The 20130-nt window shown below is 73.7% G+C and carries 18 protein-coding genes; 6 read left to right on the top strand and 12 right to left on the bottom strand.

The features are described from left to right. Nucleotides 1-32 precede the first annotated feature (32 nt). The 6 genes from AB0E07_RS02855 to AB0E07_RS02830 form a co-directional block, all read right to left on the bottom strand. The gene (locus AB0E07_RS02855) at nt 33-449 is read right to left on the bottom strand and encodes an excalibur calcium-binding domain-containing protein (RefSeq protein ID WP_362245653.1); all 417 of its coding nucleotides are present in this window, start codon (nt 447-449) and stop codon (nt 33-35) included. A 245-nt stretch (nt 450-694) separates the two neighbouring features. Beyond that, nucleotides 695-1855 (bottom strand): alkaline phosphatase PhoX, encoded by a 1161-nt coding sequence (locus tag AB0E07_RS02850; RefSeq protein ID WP_362245651.1) that lies wholly within the window; start codon nt 1853-1855, stop codon nt 695-697. Nucleotides 1856-2104: 249 nt separating this feature from the next. Then, complete coding sequence (locus AB0E07_RS02845; RefSeq protein ID WP_362245649.1) at nt 2105-2749, bottom strand: LysE family translocator; 645 nt, start codon at nt 2747-2749, stop codon at nt 2105-2107. 373 nt (nt 2750-3122) lie between these two features. After that, entirely contained in the window at nt 3123-3473 is a 351-nt protein-coding gene (nirD, locus tag AB0E07_RS02840; RefSeq protein WP_362245647.1) for a nitrite reductase small subunit NirD, read from the bottom strand. Beyond that, complete coding sequence (gene nirB, locus AB0E07_RS02835) at nt 3470-6097, bottom strand: nitrite reductase large subunit NirB (RefSeq protein ID WP_362245645.1); 2628 nt, start codon at nt 6095-6097, stop codon at nt 3470-3472. The genes nirD and nirB overlap by 4 nt, the downstream gene beginning before the upstream one ends. Next, on the bottom strand, nt 6097-7341 hold the full coding sequence (locus AB0E07_RS02830) for an FAD-dependent oxidoreductase (RefSeq protein WP_362245643.1): 1245 nt from the start codon (nt 7339-7341) through the stop codon (nt 6097-6099). The genes nirB and AB0E07_RS02830 overlap by 1 nt, the downstream gene beginning before the upstream one ends. Nucleotides 7342-7551: 210 nt before the next feature. Between AB0E07_RS02830 and AB0E07_RS02825 the strand changes: the two genes are divergently transcribed. Further along, nucleotides 7552-8334 (top strand): TSUP family transporter, encoded by a 783-nt coding sequence (locus AB0E07_RS02825; RefSeq protein WP_362245641.1) that lies wholly within the window; start codon nt 7552-7554, stop codon nt 8332-8334. Nucleotides 8335-8385: 51 nt separating this feature from the next. On the opposite strand, the gene AB0E07_RS02820 is transcribed toward AB0E07_RS02825, so the two are convergent. Beyond that, nucleotides 8386-9030, bottom strand: coding sequence for a class F sortase (locus tag AB0E07_RS02820; protein ID WP_362245639.1), 645 nt, complete (start codon nt 9028-9030; stop codon nt 8386-8388). Nucleotides 9031-9138: 108 nt separating this feature from the next. Then, nucleotides 9139-9660 carry a hypothetical protein gene (locus AB0E07_RS02815; protein WP_362245637.1) on the bottom strand — a complete coding sequence of 174 codons (522 nt, stop codon included), beginning with the start codon at nt 9658-9660 and terminating at the stop codon, nt 9139-9141. Nucleotides 9661-9941: 281 nt separating this feature from the next. On the opposite strand from AB0E07_RS02815, the gene AB0E07_RS02810 reads away from it, so the two are divergent. Then, nucleotides 9942-10532, top strand: a complete 591-nt coding sequence (locus AB0E07_RS02810; protein ID WP_362245635.1) for an NAD(P)H-dependent oxidoreductase — start codon at nt 9942-9944, stop codon at nt 10530-10532. 94 nt (nt 10533-10626) lie between these two features. Here the strand turns inward: AB0E07_RS02810 and AB0E07_RS02805 are convergent, their stop codons facing one another. Next, on the bottom strand, nt 10627-11040 hold the full coding sequence (locus AB0E07_RS02805; RefSeq protein WP_362245633.1) for a helix-turn-helix domain-containing protein: 414 nt from the start codon (nt 11038-11040) through the stop codon (nt 10627-10629). An 83-nt stretch (nt 11041-11123) separates the two neighbouring features. Here AB0E07_RS02805 and AB0E07_RS02800 point away from each other — a divergent pair, with 83 nt between their 5' ends. After that, nucleotides 11124-11999, top strand: coding sequence for an NAD(P)H-binding protein (locus AB0E07_RS02800; protein ID WP_362245631.1), 876 nt, complete (start codon nt 11124-11126; stop codon nt 11997-11999). 7 nt (nt 12000-12006) lie between these two features. Here the strand turns inward: AB0E07_RS02800 and AB0E07_RS02795 are convergent, their stop codons facing one another. After that, nucleotides 12007-13659, bottom strand: a complete 1653-nt coding sequence (locus AB0E07_RS02795) for a M4 family metallopeptidase (RefSeq protein ID WP_362245629.1) — start codon at nt 13657-13659, stop codon at nt 12007-12009. Nucleotides 13660-13794: 135 nt separating this feature from the next. Between AB0E07_RS02795 and AB0E07_RS02790 the strand changes: the two genes are divergently transcribed. Then, entirely contained in the window at nt 13795-14202 is a 408-nt protein-coding gene (locus AB0E07_RS02790) for a gamma-glutamylcyclotransferase family protein (protein ID WP_362245627.1), read from the top strand. 177 nt (nt 14203-14379) lie between these two features. Here AB0E07_RS02790 and AB0E07_RS02785 read toward each other — a convergent pair whose 3' ends face one another. Together AB0E07_RS02785 and AB0E07_RS02780 are read right to left on the bottom strand one after the other, a co-directional pair. Beyond that, entirely contained in the window at nt 14380-16506 is a 2127-nt protein-coding gene (locus tag AB0E07_RS02785; RefSeq protein ID WP_362245625.1) for a molybdopterin oxidoreductase family protein, read from the bottom strand. 100 nt (nt 16507-16606) lie between these two features. After that, nucleotides 16607-17308 (bottom strand): ElyC/SanA/YdcF family protein, encoded by a 702-nt coding sequence (locus AB0E07_RS02780; RefSeq protein WP_362245623.1) that lies wholly within the window; start codon nt 17306-17308, stop codon nt 16607-16609. Between the two features lie 178 nt (nt 17309-17486). On the opposite strand from AB0E07_RS02780, the gene AB0E07_RS02775 reads away from it, so the two are divergent. Together AB0E07_RS02775 and AB0E07_RS02770 are read left to right on the top strand one after the other, a co-directional pair. Further along, nucleotides 17487-18320 carry a sirohydrochlorin chelatase gene (locus tag AB0E07_RS02775; protein WP_362245621.1) on the top strand — a complete coding sequence of 278 codons (834 nt, stop codon included), beginning with the start codon at nt 17487-17489 and terminating at the stop codon, nt 18318-18320. Between the two features lie 439 nt (nt 18321-18759). Then, nucleotides 18760-20040 carry a deoxyguanosinetriphosphate triphosphohydrolase gene (locus AB0E07_RS02770; RefSeq protein ID WP_362245619.1) on the top strand — a complete coding sequence of 427 codons (1281 nt, stop codon included), beginning with the start codon at nt 18760-18762 and terminating at the stop codon, nt 20038-20040. The last annotated feature ends 90 nt before the right edge of the window (nt 20041-20130 follow it).

Raw genomic sequence — 20130 nt, 5'->3', positions numbered from 1 at the left:
ACCCGTGCGGGGGTGCCGCCCCTCCGGCCTGTCTACTCCTGCGGGGCGCGGCGCCGCCGTACCGCCATCAGCAGGCCCGCCCCGGCCGCCATGACCACGACGCTGCCGCCGGCGAGGTAGGGAGTGGCGCCGCTGCCGCCGGTCTCGGCGAGGTCGGTGCCCTCCGAGGTGTCTTCGGCCGCCGTGTCCTCGGCGGTGTCCGCGCCCGTGTCCTTCTCCTCGGCCGGCTCGAAGTCCGCCGGAGGCCGGTCGCAGCCCACGCCGTCGCCGTCCCGGTCCAGATGGCTCCCGTAGTGCTCGTCGCCCTCGGCGATGTGGGCGTAGCCGTTGGCGTACGCCTCCGAGCAGTTGGGGAACGGGTGGTCGCCCTCGTGGGCCAGGGCGGCGCCGGGCGCGAGGGCCAGGACGAGTCCGGAGGCGGCCAGGACGGCGGACGTGCGGAAGTTCATGTAAGGGACCCCCCTTGGGTCGTGCGGACATCCGCGCACCTGATCACGGAGAGGCGATCGGCCGGATGTGAGGTGCCGACGCTATTGAGGGGCCGTTGGGGGTGTGGAGGATTCGTGAAGCCGTGACGGAAGCGTGACGTGACCGCCCGGTAACGCTGCGCGAGGTACGGGCCCGCGGCGGGCCGCCCTCGTACGGATGTGCCGCCCTCGTACGGCTGTTCCGTACGAGGGCGGCCGTTCGACCGTCAGGACCGGAAGGGCCCCTTCACCTCGTACGTGATGCCGCCCGAGGAACTGCCCGTCGTGCCGCGCTGGCTGGAGAAGTACAGCCGGGTCCCGTCGGGGGAGAAGGCCGGGCCGGTGATCTCCGAACTCGACTGGCCGTCGATGCGGAGGAAGGGGGCGATCACGTCGTTCGGGGTGATGACGCAGATCTCCATGTTGCCGCCGTCCTCGGCCACGAACAGGTCGCCGGAGGAGGTGCCGGTGATGTTGTCGACGCCGGTGAGGGGAGCCGAGCCCGAGGTCACCAGGGAGTCGTCGTAGGCCAGTTCGTAGGTGCTGTTGGCCAGGTTGAGCTGCCAGACCCGGTTGTCGCCCTTCGTGGTGAACCACACCGTGTCGTCGGCGTAGTAGCAGCCCTCGCCGCCGTTGAAGGACTTCGAGCCCGAGACCTGGGTGCGGGTGGTGGTCGGGGAGCCGTCCGGGTCGGGGACGTTCGCCCAGCTGAACGAGCCCGAGGTGCCGGAGCCCGCCACCATCACCTGGAGGGTGCCGGAGGAGAGGTTGCCCCAGGTGGTCGGGACGAAGCGGTAGAAGCGGCCGTTGGTCTCGTCCTCGGTGAGGTAGACGACCTTGCGGACCGGGTCGGCGGCGGCGGCCTCGTGCTTGAAGCGGCCCATCGCGTCCCGGCGCACGGCCGCGTTCACCCCCCACGGGTCCGTCTCGTAGACGTACCCGAGTGAGACCTCCTCGCAGGACAGCCAGGTGTTCCACGGGGTCTTGCCGCCCGCGCAGTTGGTGCGGGTGTTGGAGAGGATCCGGTACGCGCCCGTGATCGCGCCGGCGGCGGAGAACTTCACCGCGCCCACCCCGCCGCCCGGGTTGATCTCCGAGTTGGAGACATAGATCCAGCCGGTGCCGTCCGGGTAGCAGGCGCCGCCGTCCGGGGCGTTGTGCCAGGTGTACGACGTTCCCGTGACCGTCTGCCCGGAACGGGCGATCACCCGGCTGGTGAAGCCGCTCGGGAGCCTGATGCCGTTGGCGTCCGGCGAACCGAGCGCCCCGTACGGGCCGGTGCCCGGCTGGGCCGGCGCGGCGTACGCGGCGCCGCGCCACAGGGTTCCGCCGAGGACGGCGGAGGAACCGCCGAGGACGGCCGCACGCAGGACAGTACGACGTTCCACTCTCGCTCCAGGGGTGGAGACCGCCCCGCCGCCGGTCGGTGGCGGGGTCGTGCGGAGAGGGACGCTAGAAGGGCGGGGTTACCGCGCCCGGGGGTCCTGGGTTGACGGGTCATGGACAGGTTGTGACGGCGGCGCACGGTCCTTTGGCCATGGCTCGCGCTCCGGCCCCGGCGCGCGGTGCCTCACCCGCGCCGCGCGGTGCCTCGTCCGCGCCGCGCGGTGCCTCGTCCGCGCCGCGCGGCCCGGAGGTCAGTCCTTGCGCCCGGTCACCGCGATGGTGACGCCCAGGCCGATCATGGTCATCCCGCCGATGCCGCCCACCGTCGACAGCCGGCGCGGGGAGCGGGCGAACCAGCCGCGCGCGGTCGCCGCCGCCAGGCCCCAGACGCTGTCCGAGGCGAGCGCGATGGCGTTGAAGACCAGGCCCAGCAGCAGCATCTGCGCGGTCACGTGCCCGGCGCCCCGGTCGACGAACTGCGGCAGCACCGCGGCGAAGAACACGATGGTCTTGGGGTTGGTCACACCGACCGCGAACCCCTCCCAGAACGTCCTGAGTCCGCCCTGCGCCACCGCCGCCGCGTCGTCGGCGAACGCGGCCCGCAGCGCCCCGCGCTCCCGCCACGCCTTGATGCCCAGGTACACGAGATAGGCCGCGCCGGCCAGCTTGAGCAGGGTGAACAGCAGTACCGAGCGCTCCACGACCGAGCCGACGCCCGCCGCGACGGCCAGCACCAGCACGTAGGCGCCGACGGTGTTGCCCGCCACCGTCGTCAGCGCGGCCCGGCGCCCCTGGGCGAGCGCCCGCCCGACGACGAACAGCACGCTGGGGCCGGGCACCACGATCAGCAGGGACGACATGGCAGCGAAGGCGAGAAGCCGCTCGGAGGACATCATGCCCCGCATGGAAGCAGGGGCTGCCGCCCCCGGGCCAGCCGTTTTCCGGATGCCCGGCCACCGAAGCGGGAGCCCGGCGAGGCCGGGTGTACGGCAGGGGCGGTGCCGCACCCGGGCGGGCCCCGGTCCCGGGGAGCGCGGCACCGGCAACGCAGGGCGCGGGCGCGGGGTGTGCGGCGGTGGGGGACGGTGCCGAACCCGGGCCGCGCGGCGTCGGGCCGGTCGGGCGGCAACGCATGGCGCGGGCGGCTGCGCGCGGCGCGGTCGAGCCGCCGGTGCGGGCCGTGTGGGCTCCGGGGCGGCGACCCGGTGATGCGTCAGGCCCGCCCGGACGGTTCCGGGCGGGCCTCACGCGTCGTAGGGATCAGGTCGGTCAGGTCGTGCGGACCGGGTAGGTCGTCACGCGGACCGACTCGTCGTCCAGGCACTGGCCGGAGGCGAGGTCGAAGCGCTGCTTCAGCAGGGGGGAGGCCACGAACGGGCGGCCCTGGAGGGAGCCGGTCAGCCCCCGGGAGAGCACGGCCGCGCCGCCGAACGGGTCCCGGTTGTCGATGGCGTACAGGGCGCCGCCGCGGTCCCGGAAGAGGGCCACCTGCCGGCCGTCCGGCAGCAGGGCCGCCACACCGCGCCCGGGGAGCAGCTGGGCGAGGTCGCAGACCGTGAACCAGCCGTCCGCCAGCTGGAGCTGGACCTTGAGGTCGGTTGTCTCGGGTGCCAGGGTCATCGCTGGGCGCTTCCTTCCAGGACGTCCGCCGTGTCTGCGGCGGGGCGCATGCCGATGGAGAGCAGCGGCAGGTCGGGCTTGATCTGATCGCGCTCGGGGACGAAGCCGACGACCGGGTCGGGAGTGTCCGGGGCGTTCACGAAGGACACGAACCGGGCGAGCTTCTCCGGGTCGTTGATGGTGGTCGCCCACTCGTCGGCGTAGTGGGAGACGTGGTCCGTCATCAGGGACTCCAGCTCCTCGCAGATGCCGAGGGAGTCCTCCACCACCACGTCCCGTACGTGGTCCAGGCCGCCGGGGATCCGCTCCAGCCAGGTCGAGGTGCGCTCCAGGCGGTCGGCGGTGCGGATGTAGAACATCAGGAACCGGTCGATCAGCCTGATCAGCTCGGTGTCGTCGAGGTCCTGGGCGAGCAGGTCCGCGTGGCGCGGGGTGGCGCCGCCGTTGCCGCCGACGTAGAGGTTCCAGCCGTTGGAGGTGGCGATGATGCCGAAGTCCTTCGACTGGGCCTCGGCGCACTCGCGGGCGCAGCCCGACACCGCCGACTTCAGCTTGTGCGGGGAGCGCAGGCCCCGGTAGCGCAGCTCCAGGTCGATCGCCATGCGGACGGAGTCCTGGACGCCGTAGCGGCACCAGGTCCGGCCGACGCAGGACTTCACCGTGCGCAGCGACTTGCCGTAGGCGTGGCCGGACTCGAAACCGGCGTCGACCAGGCGGGTCCAGATCAGCGGGAGCTGCTCGACGCGGGCGCCGAACATATCGATCCGCTGACCGCCGGTGATCTTGGTGTAGAGGCCGAAGTCCCGGGCGATCTCACCGATCACGATGAGCCCCTCGGGGGTGATCTCACCGCCGGGGATGCGCGGCACGACCGAGTACGAGCCGTTCTTCTGGAGGTTGGCGAGGAAGTGGTCGTTGGTCTCCTGGAGCGCCGCCTGCTCGCCGTCCAGGACGTAGCCGCTCGCGCCGATCGTCGGGGCGAGGGAGGCGATGATCGAGCCGACGGCCGGCTTGCAGACGTCGCAGCCGTCGCCGCCCCTGGCCCCGTCGCGGCCGTAGCGGTCGAGCAGGTCCTGGTAGGTGTTGATGCGCAGGGCGAGGACGATCTCGTACAGCTCCTCGCGGGTCTGCGCGAAGCAGCCGCACAGGCCCTTGTCGACCTCGACGCCGGACGCCTCCAGCTCGGCGGTGACCAGCTGGCCGAGGACCTTGACGCAGGAGCCGCAGCCGGTGCCGGCCTTGGTGCACTTCTTCACCTCGGGCACGGTCGTGCACCGGTGGTCGGTGACCGCGCCGCGGATGGCGCCCTTGGAGACGTTGTGGCAGGAGCAGATGACCGCCTCGTCCGGCAGCGCGGACGGGCCGAGCTGGACCGGGGCGCCGGCGCCGGCGGGCAGCACCAGGGACTCGGGGGAGACCGGCGGGACGGAACCGGTGAACGCCTTCAGCGTGCCGTACGCCTCCGCGTCGCCGACCAGGATGCCGCCGAGGAGGGTGCCGTCGCGGCCGATGACCAGCTTCTTGTACAGGCCCGAGCGGGAGTCGGAGTAGACGACGTCCAGGCAGTCCTCGGTGGCGCCGTGCGCGTCGCCGAAGGAGGCCACGTCCACGCCGAGCAGCTTCAGCTTGGTCGACAGGTCGGCGCCGGTGAACGACAGCTCCTCGGCCGCTTCGTCGGCGGCGATCGCCGAGGCGGCCGTCAGGGCCTGCTCGTAGCCGGGGGCGACCAGGCCGTAGACCCGGCCGTCGGAGGCCAGCGCGCACTCGCCGATCGCGAAGACGTGCGGGTCGTTCAGTGAGCGGCACCGCTCGTCCACCGCGATACCGCCGCGCTCGCCGACGCTCAGGCCGCAGTCCCGGGCCAGCTGGTCGCGGGGCCGGACGCCGGCGCTGAACACCACCAGGTCGGTGGCGAGTTCGGAGCCGTCGGAGAGCTTCATGCCGGTGACCGCGCCGTCCTCGCCGACCACGATCTCCTGCGTGCCGACACCGGTGTGGACGCTCAGGCCCATGTCCTCGATGGTGCGCAGCAGCGCCGCGCCGCCGCCCTCGTCTACCTGCACCGGCATCAGCCGGGGCGCGAACTCCACGATGTGGGAGGTGAGTCCGAGGCCCTTGAGCGCGCCGGCCGCCTCCAGGCCGAGCAGACCGCCGCCCACCACCGCGCCCGTCGTCGCGGTCTTCGCGTACTCCTCGATGGCGAGCAGGTCCTCGATGGTGCGGTAGACGAAGCAGCCGGTGGCGTCCTTGTTCGGGACCGGCGGCACGAACGGGAAGGAGCCGGTGGCCAGGACCAGGACGTCGTAGTCGAAGACCTCGCCCGACTGCGCGGTGACCTTGCGGGCCTCGCGGTCCACGGAGAGCGCCGGGTCGCCGACCCGCAGTTCGATGCCGTGCCGCTCGATGAACTCCATGTCCGTCATGGACAGGTCCTCGGGCGACTTGCCGGAGTAGTACGAGGTGAGGGCGACGCGGTCGTAGGCCGGACGCGGCTCCTCGCACAGCACGACCACGCGGTGGGTGGCGGTCAGGCCGCGCTCGGCGAGCGCCTCGAGGAAGCGCTGGCCGACCATGCCGTGGCCGACGAGCACGATCGTGGGGGTGGCCCCCGGGGTGGCGGTCATCAGGAGCCTCCGTCGTTGGTGAGCAGGTGGAGCAGGGGTGCGCCGTCGGAGGGGAGCGGCTCTGCTCCCTCCCAGGCGCGGGCGAGCGCGCCGACCGTGCCGAGTTCGCCGACGAGCACCCCGCCGACCACGCGGTCCTCGCGGACCACGACCTTGCGGTAGGTGCCGCGGGTGGCGTCGGTGAGCTGGACGACGTCGTCGCCAGGGAGCGCCTCGGTCTCGCCGAACGCGGCGAGGTCGAAGGCGCCGAGGCCGAAGGCGCCCGGATCGGGCGCGGTGGCCCCGGGCAGCGTCAGCCGGGTCAGCGCCCGGGTGCCGGTGTAGCGGGCGGTGCGGTCGCCGGCGAGCAGCTCGGCGAGCGCGTCGGCCTGTTCCAGGGCCGGGGTGGCGAGTCCGTAGAGCGTGCCGTCGTGCTGGGCGCAGTCGCCGACGGCCCGGATGTCCGGGTCGGAGGTGCGCAGTTCGTCGTCGACGAGGACGCCCTTGTGGACGGCGAGACCGGCGGCCTTGGCGAGGCCCACCCGCGGGTGCACCCCGCAGGCCAGCACCACCAGGTCGGCGTCGAGGGCGTAGCCGTCGGCCATCTCCACCGAGCGGACCGCGCCGCCGACGCAGCGCACGTCCCGCACCCGGCACTCGGTGTGCACCTCGACGCCGAGGTCCTTCAGATGCCGCAGCACCAGCTTGGAGGCGCCCGGGTCGAGCTGGCGCTCCATGAGCCGCTCGGACTGCTGGGCGAGCACGACCTGGGCGCCCCGCGCGGCCAGCGCGCGGGCGGCGGAGACGCCGAGCAGGCCGCCGCCGATGACGACGGCGCGCACGCCCGGCCGGACCGACTTGGACAGGCCCAGGCAGTCGTCCATGGTCCGGAACGCGTGCACACCCTCGGGCAGCTCGTGGTCCGGGGTGAACAGACCGCGCAGCGGCGGCAGCACCGGGTTGGAGCCGGTCGCCAGCACCAGCGTGTCGTATGCGATCTTCGACCCGTCCGCGCACTCGACGACGTGCCCGTCCCGGTCGATGCCGGTGACCCGGGTGCGCAGCAGCCCGGCGGGGGTGGGCAGTGCGATCACCTCGGGGGCGTACCGCCCGGCCAGCACCTCGGCGAGCAGGACCCGGTTGTACGGCCGGTGCTCCTCCTCGCCGAGCAGCAGCGCGGGCGTGCCGAGCTCGCCGAGCCGCCGGGCGAGCCGTACGCCCGCGAGGCCGGCGCCGATCACCACCACACGCGTATTCGAGGTCATGCCATTGAGCGTGCGGTGCGGGTGTTACCCGGCCGCATCACGTCTGTTTCACGCGAGGAACTCTGCCCTCAGCGGCGCCCGGGGGCGGGTGTGAGGGTTCCCGGCGCGGGGCGGGGGCGGGCTGTGAGGAGGGGGTGCCGCGGCCGGGCAAGCTCAGAAAGCCCTCAGGTAGTTGGACAGGGCATGTATCCCGTCCTTAAGGTCCGGACCATGCCCGAGATATCGCTGACCGTGCTCGTCGTCCTCTGCCTCGCCGCCTTCGCTGCGGGCTGGATCGACGCCGTGGTCGGCGGCGGCGGACTGCTCCTGCTGCCCGCGTTGCTGCTCGGGCTCCCGTCGGGCACTCCCGCCGCCCACGCCCTCGGCACCAACAAGGCGGTCGCCATCGTCGGCACCACGGGCGCCGCCGTCACCTACGCCCGCAAGGCCCCCGTCGACGTCCGCACCGCCGTGCGCATCGGGCTCGCGGCGCTCGCCGGGTCGTCGGGCGGCGCCTTCCTGGCCGCCGGGATGAGCACCGAGGTCCTCAAGCCGGTGATCATGGTGGTGCTGCTCGCGGTCGGCGCCTTCGTCATCCTGCGCCCCTCCTTCGGCACCGCCCCGGCCACCGGCCCCGCCTCCCGCCGCCGGATCCTCGCCGCGATCGGCCTCGCGGGCCTCGGTATCGGCTTCTACGACGGACTGATCGGCCCCGGCACGGGCACCTTCCTCGTCCTCACCCTCACCGCCGTCCTCCACCTCGACCTGGTCTCCGCCTCCGCCACCGCCAAGATCGTCAACTGCTGCACCAACGCGGGCGCGCTCGCCACCTTCGCCTGGCAGGGCGCGGTGCTGTGGCAGTTGGCCGCCGTGATGGCCCTGTTCAACCTCGCGGGCGGCACCCTCGGCGCGCGCACCGCGCTGAAGAAGGGCAGCGGCTTCGTCCGGATCGTCCTGCTGACGGTGGTGTTCGCCCTGGTCGCGAACCTGGCGTACGGGCAGTGGCTGGCCTAGGGACCCTGTGGCCCCCTACGGCCCCTTAGGGAGTTTCCGGGGATCGGTTCCTCACCGGCTGCCGGTGAGGTGCGCGAAGACGACGACGTTGCCCTGGTAGCCGGTGGCGCGTGAGTAGCCGCCGCCGCAGGTGATCACCCGCAGCTCGGGCCGCCCGGCCGCGCCGTAGACCTTCTCGTCGGGGAAGTCCTCGGCGTCGTACACCTCCACGGAGTCGACCGTGAAGACGGCCGTGCCGCCGTCGCGCCGGTCCACCTCCACCGTGCTGCCCCTGCGCAGGGCGCCCAGACGGTAGAAGACGGCGGGCCCGTCGGCGTTGTCGACGTGTCCCGCGAGGATCGCGGTGCCCGTCTCACCGGGCGTGGTGCCGGCCTCGTACCAGCCCGCGAGGTTGGTCCGCTCGGCGGGCGGGACGTCGAGACTGCCGGACGGCGTGAGGCCGAGGCCCATCAGGGGGGCGTCCACCCGGATCGAGGGGATGCGCACCCGGCTCGCGGGGGACGGCGGCAGCGCGGGAGCGGCGGACGTCCGGCGGCCGTCCGGTTCCGCGTGCGTCTGGGCGGCGGACGGCTGCGCCTGGGCGGCGGACGGCTGCGGAGGGGCGTGCCCGGCGGCGCCGCCGGCCAGCAGCCAGGCCCCGGAGCACAGGGCGACCACGGTGACGGCCGCTATCGCGGTGTTGCTGCATCGGCGCACGCGAGCCTCCTGGACGGACCCTGGTCCCCCTCCGGGCCGCGAGGGGCGTCGGACCCGGAGGGGGAGGGGACATGCGGTACCGGCGGGACGGACTGCGGAGGGTGTCCGTCAGATCCCGTCGCCTCTCGCCCGGCGATGCAGGAGCCAGGTACCGCCCGCGGCGGCGACGGCGAGAGCCGCCACGCCGGCCGCGGTCTGCACGGGATCGGGGCCCAGAGCGCCGCCGACCCCCGTCTTCACACTTCCTCGCGGATGCACCGGCTGCCGCTGCGAGGTCAGCGTCACCACCAGGTCACCCGTCACCTTCCGCCCGCCCCCGGCACAGGCCGCGGTGATCTCGTACGTGCCCGGCTGCGCGCTCGGCGGCACCCGGAACTGCCCGATCGCTTCCTTCTCGCGGCTGGTCGGCGCCAGCGTGAACGAACCGGCGCCGACCGCGCCGGCGTCGCCCTCGGCGGCACCGCCGTCCACGCAGGCCGACGTGTTCACGGTGACCCGGTCGCCCGGCACCACCGAGGAGGGGGACACATCGAGGCCGCCGGCCCCGGCGCTGTGGGCGGGGGCGGCGAGCAGTCCCGTGGCGGCGACGGCGAGTGCGCTCCCGGACAGCAGGCGGGCGGTACGGCGCATCGGCGCTCCTTCGGACTCAGCGGTGGTGGCTGTCCTTCCGAGGTAAGTGGCAGCGGCCCGGAAACGCTTCCTGAGGGTGCGTCAGAATTGGGGTGAACGGGTGTCGGGCGGGCCGGGCCGCGCCCCGAGGCCGACGCTGTTTCAGCAGGTCAAGACCACCGTGCCGGAGTGCCGTGGAAAAGAACCCGAAGGGGGCGGGGCGCGCGTGTGAACGGGTGACCCCGATCCCGTCCGCGCCGCCGCTTGACCTCAACAAAGCTTGAGGTACGAGGCTGTGAGGCATGCAGACCAACAGCGCCCACGCGCCCCTGAACGTCGCCGTCGTCATCGGCAGCAACCGCCACGGCCGCTTCGGCCCGGTCGTCGCCGACTGGATCCTGGGTCATGTCCGGGACCGGGAGGACCTCCTCCCCGAGGTCGTCGACGTCGCCGAGATCGACCTGCCCACGTCCTTCGCCCGCACCCCCGAGGCGGCCAGGGTCCTCACCGACGTCACCCCGAGGCTGGCCCGCGCCGACGCGTTCGTCGTGCTGACCCCCGAGTACAACCACTCCTTCCCGGCCGGCCTGAAGAACCTCATCGACTGGCACTACGGCGAGTGGCGCGCCAAGCCCGTCGCCATGGTCTCCTACGGGGGCCTCGCGGGCGGTCTGCGCGCCACCGAGCACCTGCGGCAGGTCTTCGCCGAACTGCACGCCGTCACCGTCCGCGACACCGTCTCCTTCCACAACGCCGGCGCCTCCTTCGACGACTCCGGCCGGCTGAAGGGCGCCACGGGTCCGGACGCCGCGGCCAAGGCCATGCTCGACCAACTCGTCTGGTGGGGCACCGCGTTGCGGGAGGCCAGGGAGCGGCGACCGTACGCCGCGTGAGGGCCCGGCGCCTCCCACCCCGTCCGTACTCCGCGTGAGGGTGTCGGTGCCCCGTTGGTACGCCGCGTGCGTTCCGGCGCCTCCCGCCCCGCCCTCAGGGCGCCGGGTGCTCCGCGTCCCACGCCTCCCGCGCCGCCGCCGTCGCCGACCGGTGGTCCCGGGACCAGTCGGCCAGCGCGGAGATCATCCCCGAGAGGCTGCGGCCCATCGCGGTCAGCCGGTACTCCACCTGCGGCGGCAGCGTCGGATGGACGATCCGCTCCACCAGCCCGTCCCGGCACAGCCGTTTGGTGGTCAGCGACAGCATGCGCTGCGAGATCCCGGGCACCGCACGCTCCAGCTCGCCGTAACGACGGCTGCCCTTGGCCAGTTCCACGACCACCAGCACCGTCCACCGGTCGCCCAGCCGGTCCAGCACCTCGCGGATCCCGCAGTCGTCGTCGCCGCACGGCCCCGGCGCCGGCGCGCCGCCGACCTGGGAACTTACGGCGGTGTTCGGGGCTGACACGAAAGTGCCTCCTTATGCGACCGCCCGACTCGGCGGATGCTCGGGTGTGTTCGTACACGGGGTTCAACACAAGGACGGCTCGGATGATTCTCGTCACCGGTGTTTCCGGAGCGCTCGGCAGGCTCGTGCTCCAGGGGCTCTCCGCTCGCGACGGCACCGAGGTGGTCGCCGGCACCCGCCGAGGTGACGGCACCACCGCCCGCCGCGTCGACTTCGACGATCCCGGGAGCCTGCCCACGGGCTTCGCCGGGGTGGACGTCCTGGTGATGATCTCGGCCGGATACGCCGAGGACGACGTCGTCCTGGCCCGGCACGGCGCGGTGGCCGACGCGGCGGCGGCAGCGGGGGTCCGCCAGGTGATCTACACCAGCCTCGCGGGCTCGGGCGGGTGCACCACGCTCGCCCTCCCGCATCGCTGGACCGAGGCCCGGCTGGCGGCGGGGCCCTTCGCCACCACCGTCCTGCGCAACGGCCTGTACGCCGAACTGCTCGGCGCCCTGTCGGCGGGGGCCGCCGAGGAGGCCGCCGGGACCGGGGTGTTCTCCGCCGCGTTCGGCACCGGACGGATGTCGGTGGTGGCCCGGCAGGACCTCGCCGACGTCACCGTGCGGGTGGCCGCCGAGGCGGACGCCGCCCTGGCCTCCGGGGGCCCCGGCTGGCACGCGGGACGCACCTACGAACTGGAGGGCGTCACCGCGCTGGGCGGCGAGGAGGTGGCCGGTCTGCTGGGGGAGCGGTACGGCAGGCCGGTCGCGTACCGGCCGCTCTCCCTGTCCGACGCGCGCGCGGCACTCGCCGGACAGGGCCTGGCGGACTACCAGGTCGCCCACACCCTGTCCCTGCTCTCCAACACGGGCGCGGGATTCCTCCGGGCACGGCGCTCCGACCTGGCAGAGCTGCTGGACGGGGCACCCCGTCCGGTGGACGACCTGGTGGTGTCCGCCGCCCACAACGCCTGACGCCTGGTCAGTTCACCCCGACCGCGCTCCAGGCCGCCGCCACCGCCTTGTACTCGGTGCCGCCCGCGCCGTAGAGGTCCTTCGCCGCGTTCAGGGTCGCCGTCCGCGCCCCCGCGTAGTCGGTCGAGGAGGTCATGTGGACCGTCAGCGCCCGGTACCAGATCGCGCCCAGCTTGGCCCGGCCGATCCCGGTCACCGTGGAGCCGTCACAGGTGGGCGAGTCGTGGGCGACCCCGCCGATGGTGCGGGCGCCGCTGCCCTCCGCGAGCAGATACGCGAAGTGGTTGCCGACGCCGGAGGAGTAGTGGACGTCGAGCGAGGCGGTCTCCGTGGTCCAGCAGTCCTGCGAACTGCCGTCCGCGCTCGGCCGGTCCATGCGGCGCAGCGCCTCGCGTCCGAGTCCGTCCCGGACGATCTTCTCGCCGATCAGGTAGTCGCCGGGGTCGGAGGCGTTCGCCGCGTGGAACTCCACCAGGGTGCCGAAGACGTCGGAGGTCGCCTCGTTCAGGCCACCGGACTCACCCGAGTACGTGAGGGCCGCCGTCTTCGAGGTCACACCGTGCGCCATCTCGTGGCCCGCCACGTCCAGCGACACCAGAGGGCCGAGGGTGGTCCCGTCGCCGTCGCCGTAGGTCATGCAGAAGCAACTGTCGTCCCAGAAGGCGTTGTTGTAGCGGTTGCCGTAGTGCACCCGGTTGTACGAGCCCTTGCCGTCGCCCGCGATGCCGTCGCGGCCGTGCACGGACTCGAAGTAGTCCCAGGTGGTGTCCGTGCCGTACTGCGCGTCCACGGCGGCCGTCGCGCGGTCGGTGGACGTGCCGGTGCCCCAGTGGTTGTCGGCGTCGGTGAAGACCGTCGCGGGGGCCCGGGTCAGGCAGATCCTGCCCAGCAGGCAGAGGTCGGACTGCCCGGCCGCGTCCCCCGTGTAAGTGCCGCCGCGCGAGGCGTCCTTGAGCTGGTACGTCGATCCCGACCGGGACGTGTTCAGCGGCACCGTCCCGCTGTACAGGGACCTGCCGTCGCCGGACGCCGTCTCCAGGGTGTCCCACGCGTCGATCCGCGCGCCGTTGGTGGCGTCGGTCAGCACGGTCCGCCCGACCGGGTTGCCCCGCTCGTCCCGCGCCACGGCCTCGGTCCGCCAGGCGAGCCTGGGCGCGCCGTGCAGGGCGTCCACGACCAGCCGGGACTCGGCGGTGAGCCGGCGCAGCGCCTCGCCGAGGTGGGCGGCGCGCAGGGCGTCGGTGGCGAGGTCGGCGGCGCGGGCCGAGGAGAGCGCGGGGCTGACCCCGGAGGCCGGCGCGAGGGTTCCCCGCGTCGCCCGCGCGGCGCCGCGGTACGTCCCGTCCCGGTCCAGGTGGACGACGAAGTCGCCGCCCAGCACGGGGAGTCGGCGGTACGTCCGGTCGTAGCGGACGTGCTGGGTGCCGTCGGCGTCGACGACGACGTCCCGGACCGTGGTGTCCTGCTCGGAGGTGAGACCGAGGGCGGTGGCGTGCTCGGTGAGGGCGGCGGCCGCGTTCGCCACGGCGTCGGCGCGCGTGGGCCGTTCGGCCGCTCCGGCGGACGGGACGAGCGTGGCGGCGAGCAGGCCGGCGGCGGTGGCGGCCGCACCGGCGATGGCGAGACGGGAACCTCGGACGTGCGGCCGTATCCGGCTCATGGGTCTCCTCGGGACCACGCCGGGGTGAGGGGCGTGGGGTGTGGGGGGTGATCTTGCCCTGCGATTTAAGGGGCCATGACATATCGATGGCCAGGGCCGTCCCGTGGAGATGTGTGAGAGGACAGAATCGTTTCTGTGACCCTCTCCTTCTTCGTCTACGGCACCCTCCGCCCCGGAGAGCCCAACCACGACGCCTTCCTCCGCGGCCGCACGCTGTCGGAGGAACCCGCCACCCTGCCCGGCGCCCTGCTCTACGACGGCCCCGGCTACCCCTACGTCGTGGAGCACCCCGGCGCCCAGGTGCGCGGCGACCTGGTCACGGCCCGCCCGGAGGAGTACCCGGAGCTGCTGAAGGAGCTGGACCGGCTGGAGGAGTACACCCCGGGAGACCCGCGCAACCTCTACGAACGGGTCGCGCGCGAGGTCACCACCGAAGCGGGCCACAGCCGCGCCTGGGTGTACCTGGCCGCCCCCGCGGTCGCCGCCCGCCTGCGCGCGCACGGCACCCCCCTGGCGAGCGGCGACTGGTCCCTGCGCCGGTGAACCGCGCGCGGCGCCCCACCGGGACGAGCCCGCGCGGACCCCGCACGACACCTGGCTCGCGCGGACGTCCTACGACACCGACCCCGCGCGGACCCCGCACGACACCTGGCTCGCGCGGACGTCCTACGACACCGACCCCGCGCGGACGCCCGACGACACCGACCCCGCGCGGACGCCCTACGAGGGCGGCTTCGCCCCTGCGCCCCGCTCCGGCGGGCCCGCCACCGCCTCCACCCGCACCGCGCACGACTTGAACTCCGGCATCCGGGAGGTCGGGTCCAGCGCCGGGTTGGTCAGCGTGTTCGCGCGGCCCTCGCCCGGCCAGTGGAAGGGCATGAAGACCGTGTCCGGGCGGATCGCGGTCGTGATCCGGGCCGGCGCCACCGCCCGCCCGCGGCGGGAGACCACCGCCACCGGGTCGCCCTCGGCCGCCCCGAGCCGCGCCGCCAGCCGCGGGTGCAGCTCCACGAACGGGCCCGGCGCCGCCGCGTTCAGCTCCGCCACCCGGCGGGTCTGGGCGCCGGACTGGTACTGGGCCACCACCCGCCCGGTCGTCAGCAGCACCGGGTACTCGGCGTCCGGCTCCTCGGCCGTCGCCCGGTGCGCGACCGGGGCGAACCGGGCCCGCCCGTCCGGAGTGGCGAACCGGTCGAGGAAGAGCCGCGGGGTGCCGGGGTGCTCCCCGGCGGTGTCGGCCTCCTCCGCCGGGCACGGCCAGAACACGCCGTTCTCCTCGGCGAGCCGGCGGTAGGTGATCCCGGAGTAGTCGGCGAGGCCGCCCGCGCTGGCCCGGCGCAGCTCCTCGAAGATCTCCTCGGCGTCCGTCGGGAAGCCCTTCTCCACCCCCAGCCGGTCGGCCAGTTCGTGCATCACGTCGAGGTCGCTGCGGATTCCGGCGGGCGGAGTGATCGCCTGGCGGCGCAGCAGCACCCGCCCCTCCAGGTTCGTCGTCGTGCCCGTCTCCTCCGCCCACTGCGTCACCGGCAGCACGACGTCCGCGAGGGCGGCCGTCTCCGAGAGCACGACATCGCAGACGGCCAGGAAATCAAGGGACTTGACGCGCTCCTCGACATGCGCGGCACGCGGCGCGGAGACCACCGGGTTGGAGCCCATCAGCAGCAGCGCGCGGATGTCCGTGCCGAGCGCGTCCAGGAGTTCGTAGGCGCTGCGCCCCGGACCCGGCAGCGAGTCGGGGTCGACGCCCCACACCTCGGCGACATGACGCCGGGCCTCGGGGTCGTCCAGCTTGCGGTACCCGGGCAACTGGTCGGCCTTCTGGCCGTGTTCACGCCCGCCCTGGCCGTTGCCCTGGCCGGTCAGACAGCCGTAGCCGGACAGCGGGCGGCCCGCCCGGCCGGTCGCCAGGCAGAGGTTGATCCAGGCGCCCACCGTGTCGGTGCCCTTGGACTGCTGCTCCGGGCCGCGGGCGGTGAGCACCATCGCCGACTCCGGCTCGCAGAACATCCGTACCGCTTCCCGCAGTTCGGGCACGGACACGCCGGTGATGCGCTCGACGTACTCGGGCCAGTGCGCCAGCGCCTCCGCGCGGGCCTCCTCCCAGCCGGTCGTCCGCTCGCGGATGTACTCCTCGTCCGTGCGCCCCTCGGCGACGACCAGGTGCAGCATGCCCAGGGCCAGCGCGAGGTCGGTGCCGGGCCGGGGCGCGAGGTGCAGATCGGCCTGCTCGGCGGTCCGGGTGCGGCGCGGGTCGATGACGATCAGGGTGCCGCCGTTCTCCCGCAGCTCGTTGAAGAACCGCAGCGACGGCGGCATCGTCTCGGCGAGGTTGGAGCCGACGAGGATCACACACCCCGTCCGCGGGATGTCCTCCAGCGGGAACGGCAGCCCCCGGTCCACCCCGAACGCCTTCATGCCGGCGGCCGCGGCGGAGGACATGCAGAAGCGGCCGTTGTAGTCGATCTGCGAGGTGCCGAGCACCACCCGGGCGAACTTGCCGAGCGTGTACGCCTTCTCGTTGGTCAGACCGCCGCCGCCGAAGACCCCGCACGCGTCCGGCCCGTGCTCGGCCCGGGTACGGCCGAGCCCCTCGGCGATCCGGTCCAGCGCCTCCTCCCAGGAGGCGGGCACCAGAGTCCCCTCGCGGCGCACCAAGGGCGAGGTCAGCCGCACACTCGCCGAGAGCACCTCCGGCGCCGTGCGCCCCTTGCCGCACAGCGCGCCCCGGTTCACCGGGAAGTCCGCACGCTCACTGACCTCGACCGTCCCGTCGGCGACGGGCGTCAGATTCATCCCGCACTGCAGGGCGCAGTAGGGGCAGTGCGTGGGCGTGACGGTGTTCTGCATACCGTCCAGCGTGCTTCGGCCGTGTTACGTGCCGTGGCAGGGGTTTGTTACGCCGAGTCGACGGCGCCCTCCCCGCCGGCCCCTGTCCGCGGTGAGGGCCTCACCGTCCGGCGGCCAGCGCGTCCCGTACGCCCGCTTCCCTCGGGCCGAGGAAGTGCGGATCGGGCCGGAACAGCACGTCCAGCGCCGCCTTGCCCGCCGCGAGGATCTCCCGGGTGCCGCCGTAGTACCAGGTGGCGTCGTGCCGGTCGTCCACCCCGACGCCGTACGAGGTGACCCCCGCCGCCTCGCACAGGGCCACCGCCCGCCGGATGTGGAAGCCCTGGCTGATCAGCACGGCCTCGTCCACGCCGAAGATCTTCTTCGCCCGGACGCAGGAGTCCCAGGTGTCGAACCCGGCGTAGTCGCTGACGATCCGGGCGTCGGGCACCCCGTGCCGGGTCAGATAGGTCCGCATGGCGTCCGGCTCGTCGTACTCCTCGCGGCTGTTGTCGCCGGTGACGAGGACGACCTCCACCCGCCCGGCGCGGTACAGCTCCGCCGCCGCGTCCAGGCGGTGGGCGAGGTACGGGGACGGCTCGCCCTGCCACAGGCCCGCGCCGAAGACCACGGCGACGTCGGTGCGCGGCGCGTCGGCGAGCGTGTGCAGGCGGTCGCCGGTGGAGACGCGCATCCAGGTGGCCGGGAGCAGCGCCAGCACACAGGCCGCCATCAGCGCCTGGACCAGGCGCCGCTGTCCGGCGCGGGTGCGGGGGAGACGCGGTCGGCGGATCGGTCGGCGGATCGGTAGGCGGATCCTCATCCTCATACGCCGTAGGACGCCCCGGGCGGGGGCCCGGTTGCCTGATCGGGCCCACCGGGCCGGCGAAAGCGCAGGTCATGGAGGCTCACAACAGGGGTACCCGGTGCGGTGAAGGTGCGGAAAAGACCCGTGACGCCCGTGCAACCGAGCGGCAACCTGGGCCCCCCACCATCGGTTCATGACGGCGTCGAAACACCTTCACGACGAGTCCACGTCCTTCGACAGTACGGCGACCCTCATGAACCGGATCAGCAGCCAGCTCGCCAGCCAGCTCAGCCTCGTCTCGCTCGACGGCCGGCGCCGCACCACCCGGCCCCCGATGGTGGTCGTGGCCCACGGCAGCCGGGACCCGCGCGCCCTGAGCACCGTCCGCGCCCTCCTGGACCGGGTCCGGGAGGCCCGGCCGGAGCTGTCCGTGCGGCTGGGCCACATCGAACTGAACGCCCCGCTGCTCCCGGACACGCTCGCGGACCTGGGCACCGACGAGGCCGTCCTGGTGCCGCTGCTCCTGAGCCGGGGCTACCACGTGAAGCGGGACATCCCCGAGACGGCCGCCGCGTCCGGGGTGCGGGCGCGGGTGGCGAAGGCGCTGGGGCCCCACCCGTACCTGGTGGAGGCGCTCTGCGACCGGCTGGCCGAGGCGGGCTGGGCGTGGACGCCGGGCACGGCGGTGGTGCTGGCCGCGGCCGGGTCCCGGGACCCGGAGTCCGGGACGGACACCGCGCGGACGGCCGCGTTGCTCTCCGAGCGGCTGGGGGTGCCGGTGCGGGTGGCCTACGCCACCACGGCCGGGCCGACGGTGCCGGAGGCTGTCGCCTCGCTGCGGGGGCTCGGGCATCGGCGGATCGCCGTGGCCTCGTACTTCACGGCGCCGGGGCGGTTCGCCACGGAGTGCTCGGCGCAGGCGCCGTGGATCGTCTCGGCGCCGCTGGGGGATCACCCGGGGATGGTCCGACTGCTGCTGCACCGGTACGACCAGGTTCTGCTGGACCGGCTGAACGCCGCAGCGTAACCACCCTCCGATCGCGCAGTTCCCCGCGCCCCTGGGTGGTGGGTGGTGCGGTCGGTCGTTGGCCCCCAGCCGACGGTGGCCGTTCGCGCAGTTCCCCGCGCCCGTGGGTGGTGCGGTCGGTGGTTGGCCGCGGGCCGGTGGGGCTTGATCGCGCAGTTCCCCGCGCCCCCAAAACCCGCACCCGAAGTTCAACGAACACCCCCCAGGGGCGCGGGGAACTGCGCGCTCAGCCCCCACCCACCCGCACCCAAAGGTCAACGACCACCCCCTCCAGGGGCGCGGGGAACTGCGCGCTCAGCCCCCGCCCACCCGCACCCGTAGTTCAACGACCACCCCCTCCAGGGGAGCGGGGAACTGCGCGATCAGACCCCGCCCACCCGCCGGTGGGGGACGCGTCCCGGTGCCCCGGCTCCGGGGAGCCGCCGCATAGGGTCGACGCATGGCGCACGAGAATCACGTTCCCCCCGCCGGCTACGACCCGACGTCAGTCGCCCGCTGGGTGCAGGAGCCGGACAAGCGACCGGGCCGCACCGCCTTCCAGCGCGACCGCGCCCGCGTACTGCACTCCTCCGCCCTGCGCAGGCTCGCCGGAAAGACACAGGTGGTCACGCCGGGCACCCGCAGCCAGGCGTGGGACGCCAGCCCCCGCACCCGCCTCACCCACTCCCTGGAGTGCGCCCAGATCGGCCGCGAACTCGGCGACGCACTCGGCTGCGACCCCGACCTGGTGGAGGCCGCCTGCCTCTCCCACGACCTCGGCCACCCCCCGTTCGGCCACAACGGCGAACAGGCGCTCAACGAGTTCGCCGAGGACATCGGCGGCTTCGAGGGCAACGCCCAGTCGCTGCGCCTGCTCACCCGCATCGAGCCCAAGCGGTTCACCCCTGAGGGCTCCGTCGGCCTCAACCTCACCCGCGCCACCCTCGACGCCGCCACCAAGTACCCCTGGCCGCGCGGCGCCCACCCCACCGACCCCGCGTCCCCGAAGTTCGGCGTCTACGAGGACGACCGGCCGGTCTTCGACTGGGTCCGCGAGGGCGCGCCCGGCACCCGCACCACCTTCGAGGCGCAGGTCATGGACTGGACCGACGACGTGGCGTACTCCGTGCACGACGTGGAGGACGGTCTGCACGCCGGCCACATCGACCCCAACTGCCTGCACGCCGAGCCGGAGCGCCGGGCCGTGTTCGAGGTGGCCCTCGGACGGTACGTGCCCGAGGACACCGACCCCCACGAGCTGGCCGAGGCCCTGGACCGGCTCCATGACCAGCCCTGGTGGCCGCACGGCTACGACGGCACCGCCGTCGCGCAGGCCAGGCTGAAGGACGCCACCAGCCAGCTGATCGGCCGGTTCTGCCTGGCCGCCGAGCGCGCCACCCGCGCCGCGTACGGCACCGGCCGGCTCACCCGGTACGGCGCCGAACTGGTCGTACCGCGCGAGACCCGGCTGGAGTGCGCCGTGCTGAAGGCCGTCGCCGACCGGTACGTCATGCAGCGGGCCGAGCAGGAGCGGCTCCGGGCCGACCAGCGGATCGTGGTCGCCGAGCTGGCCGAGGCGCTCACCGCGCGGGCGCCGGAGGGACTCGACCCGCAGTTCCGGTCGCTGTTCGACGGGGCCCCCGACGACCGGGAGCGCAAGCGGGTGATCGTGGACCAGATCGCGTCCCTCACCGACGCCTCGGCCCGTTCGCTTCACGTGCGTCTGACGGGGCACCCGTGAGCAGGAGGGGGCACATGCGGGCACGAGTGAAGTGAAACAGACCCGAATGTGACCCTCCGTGGCCTGATCGGGCCACTCCCTCTTCCCCCA

The sequence above is a fragment of the Streptomyces sp. NPDC048002 genome (genome assembly GCF_040653275.1).
In the GTDB taxonomy this organism is placed as follows: Bacteria; Actinomycetota; Actinomycetes; order Streptomycetales; family Streptomycetaceae; genus Streptomyces.
Note: the sequence above shows the minus strand (reverse complement) of the source record. Positions and strands in the feature narration are given on the sequence as shown.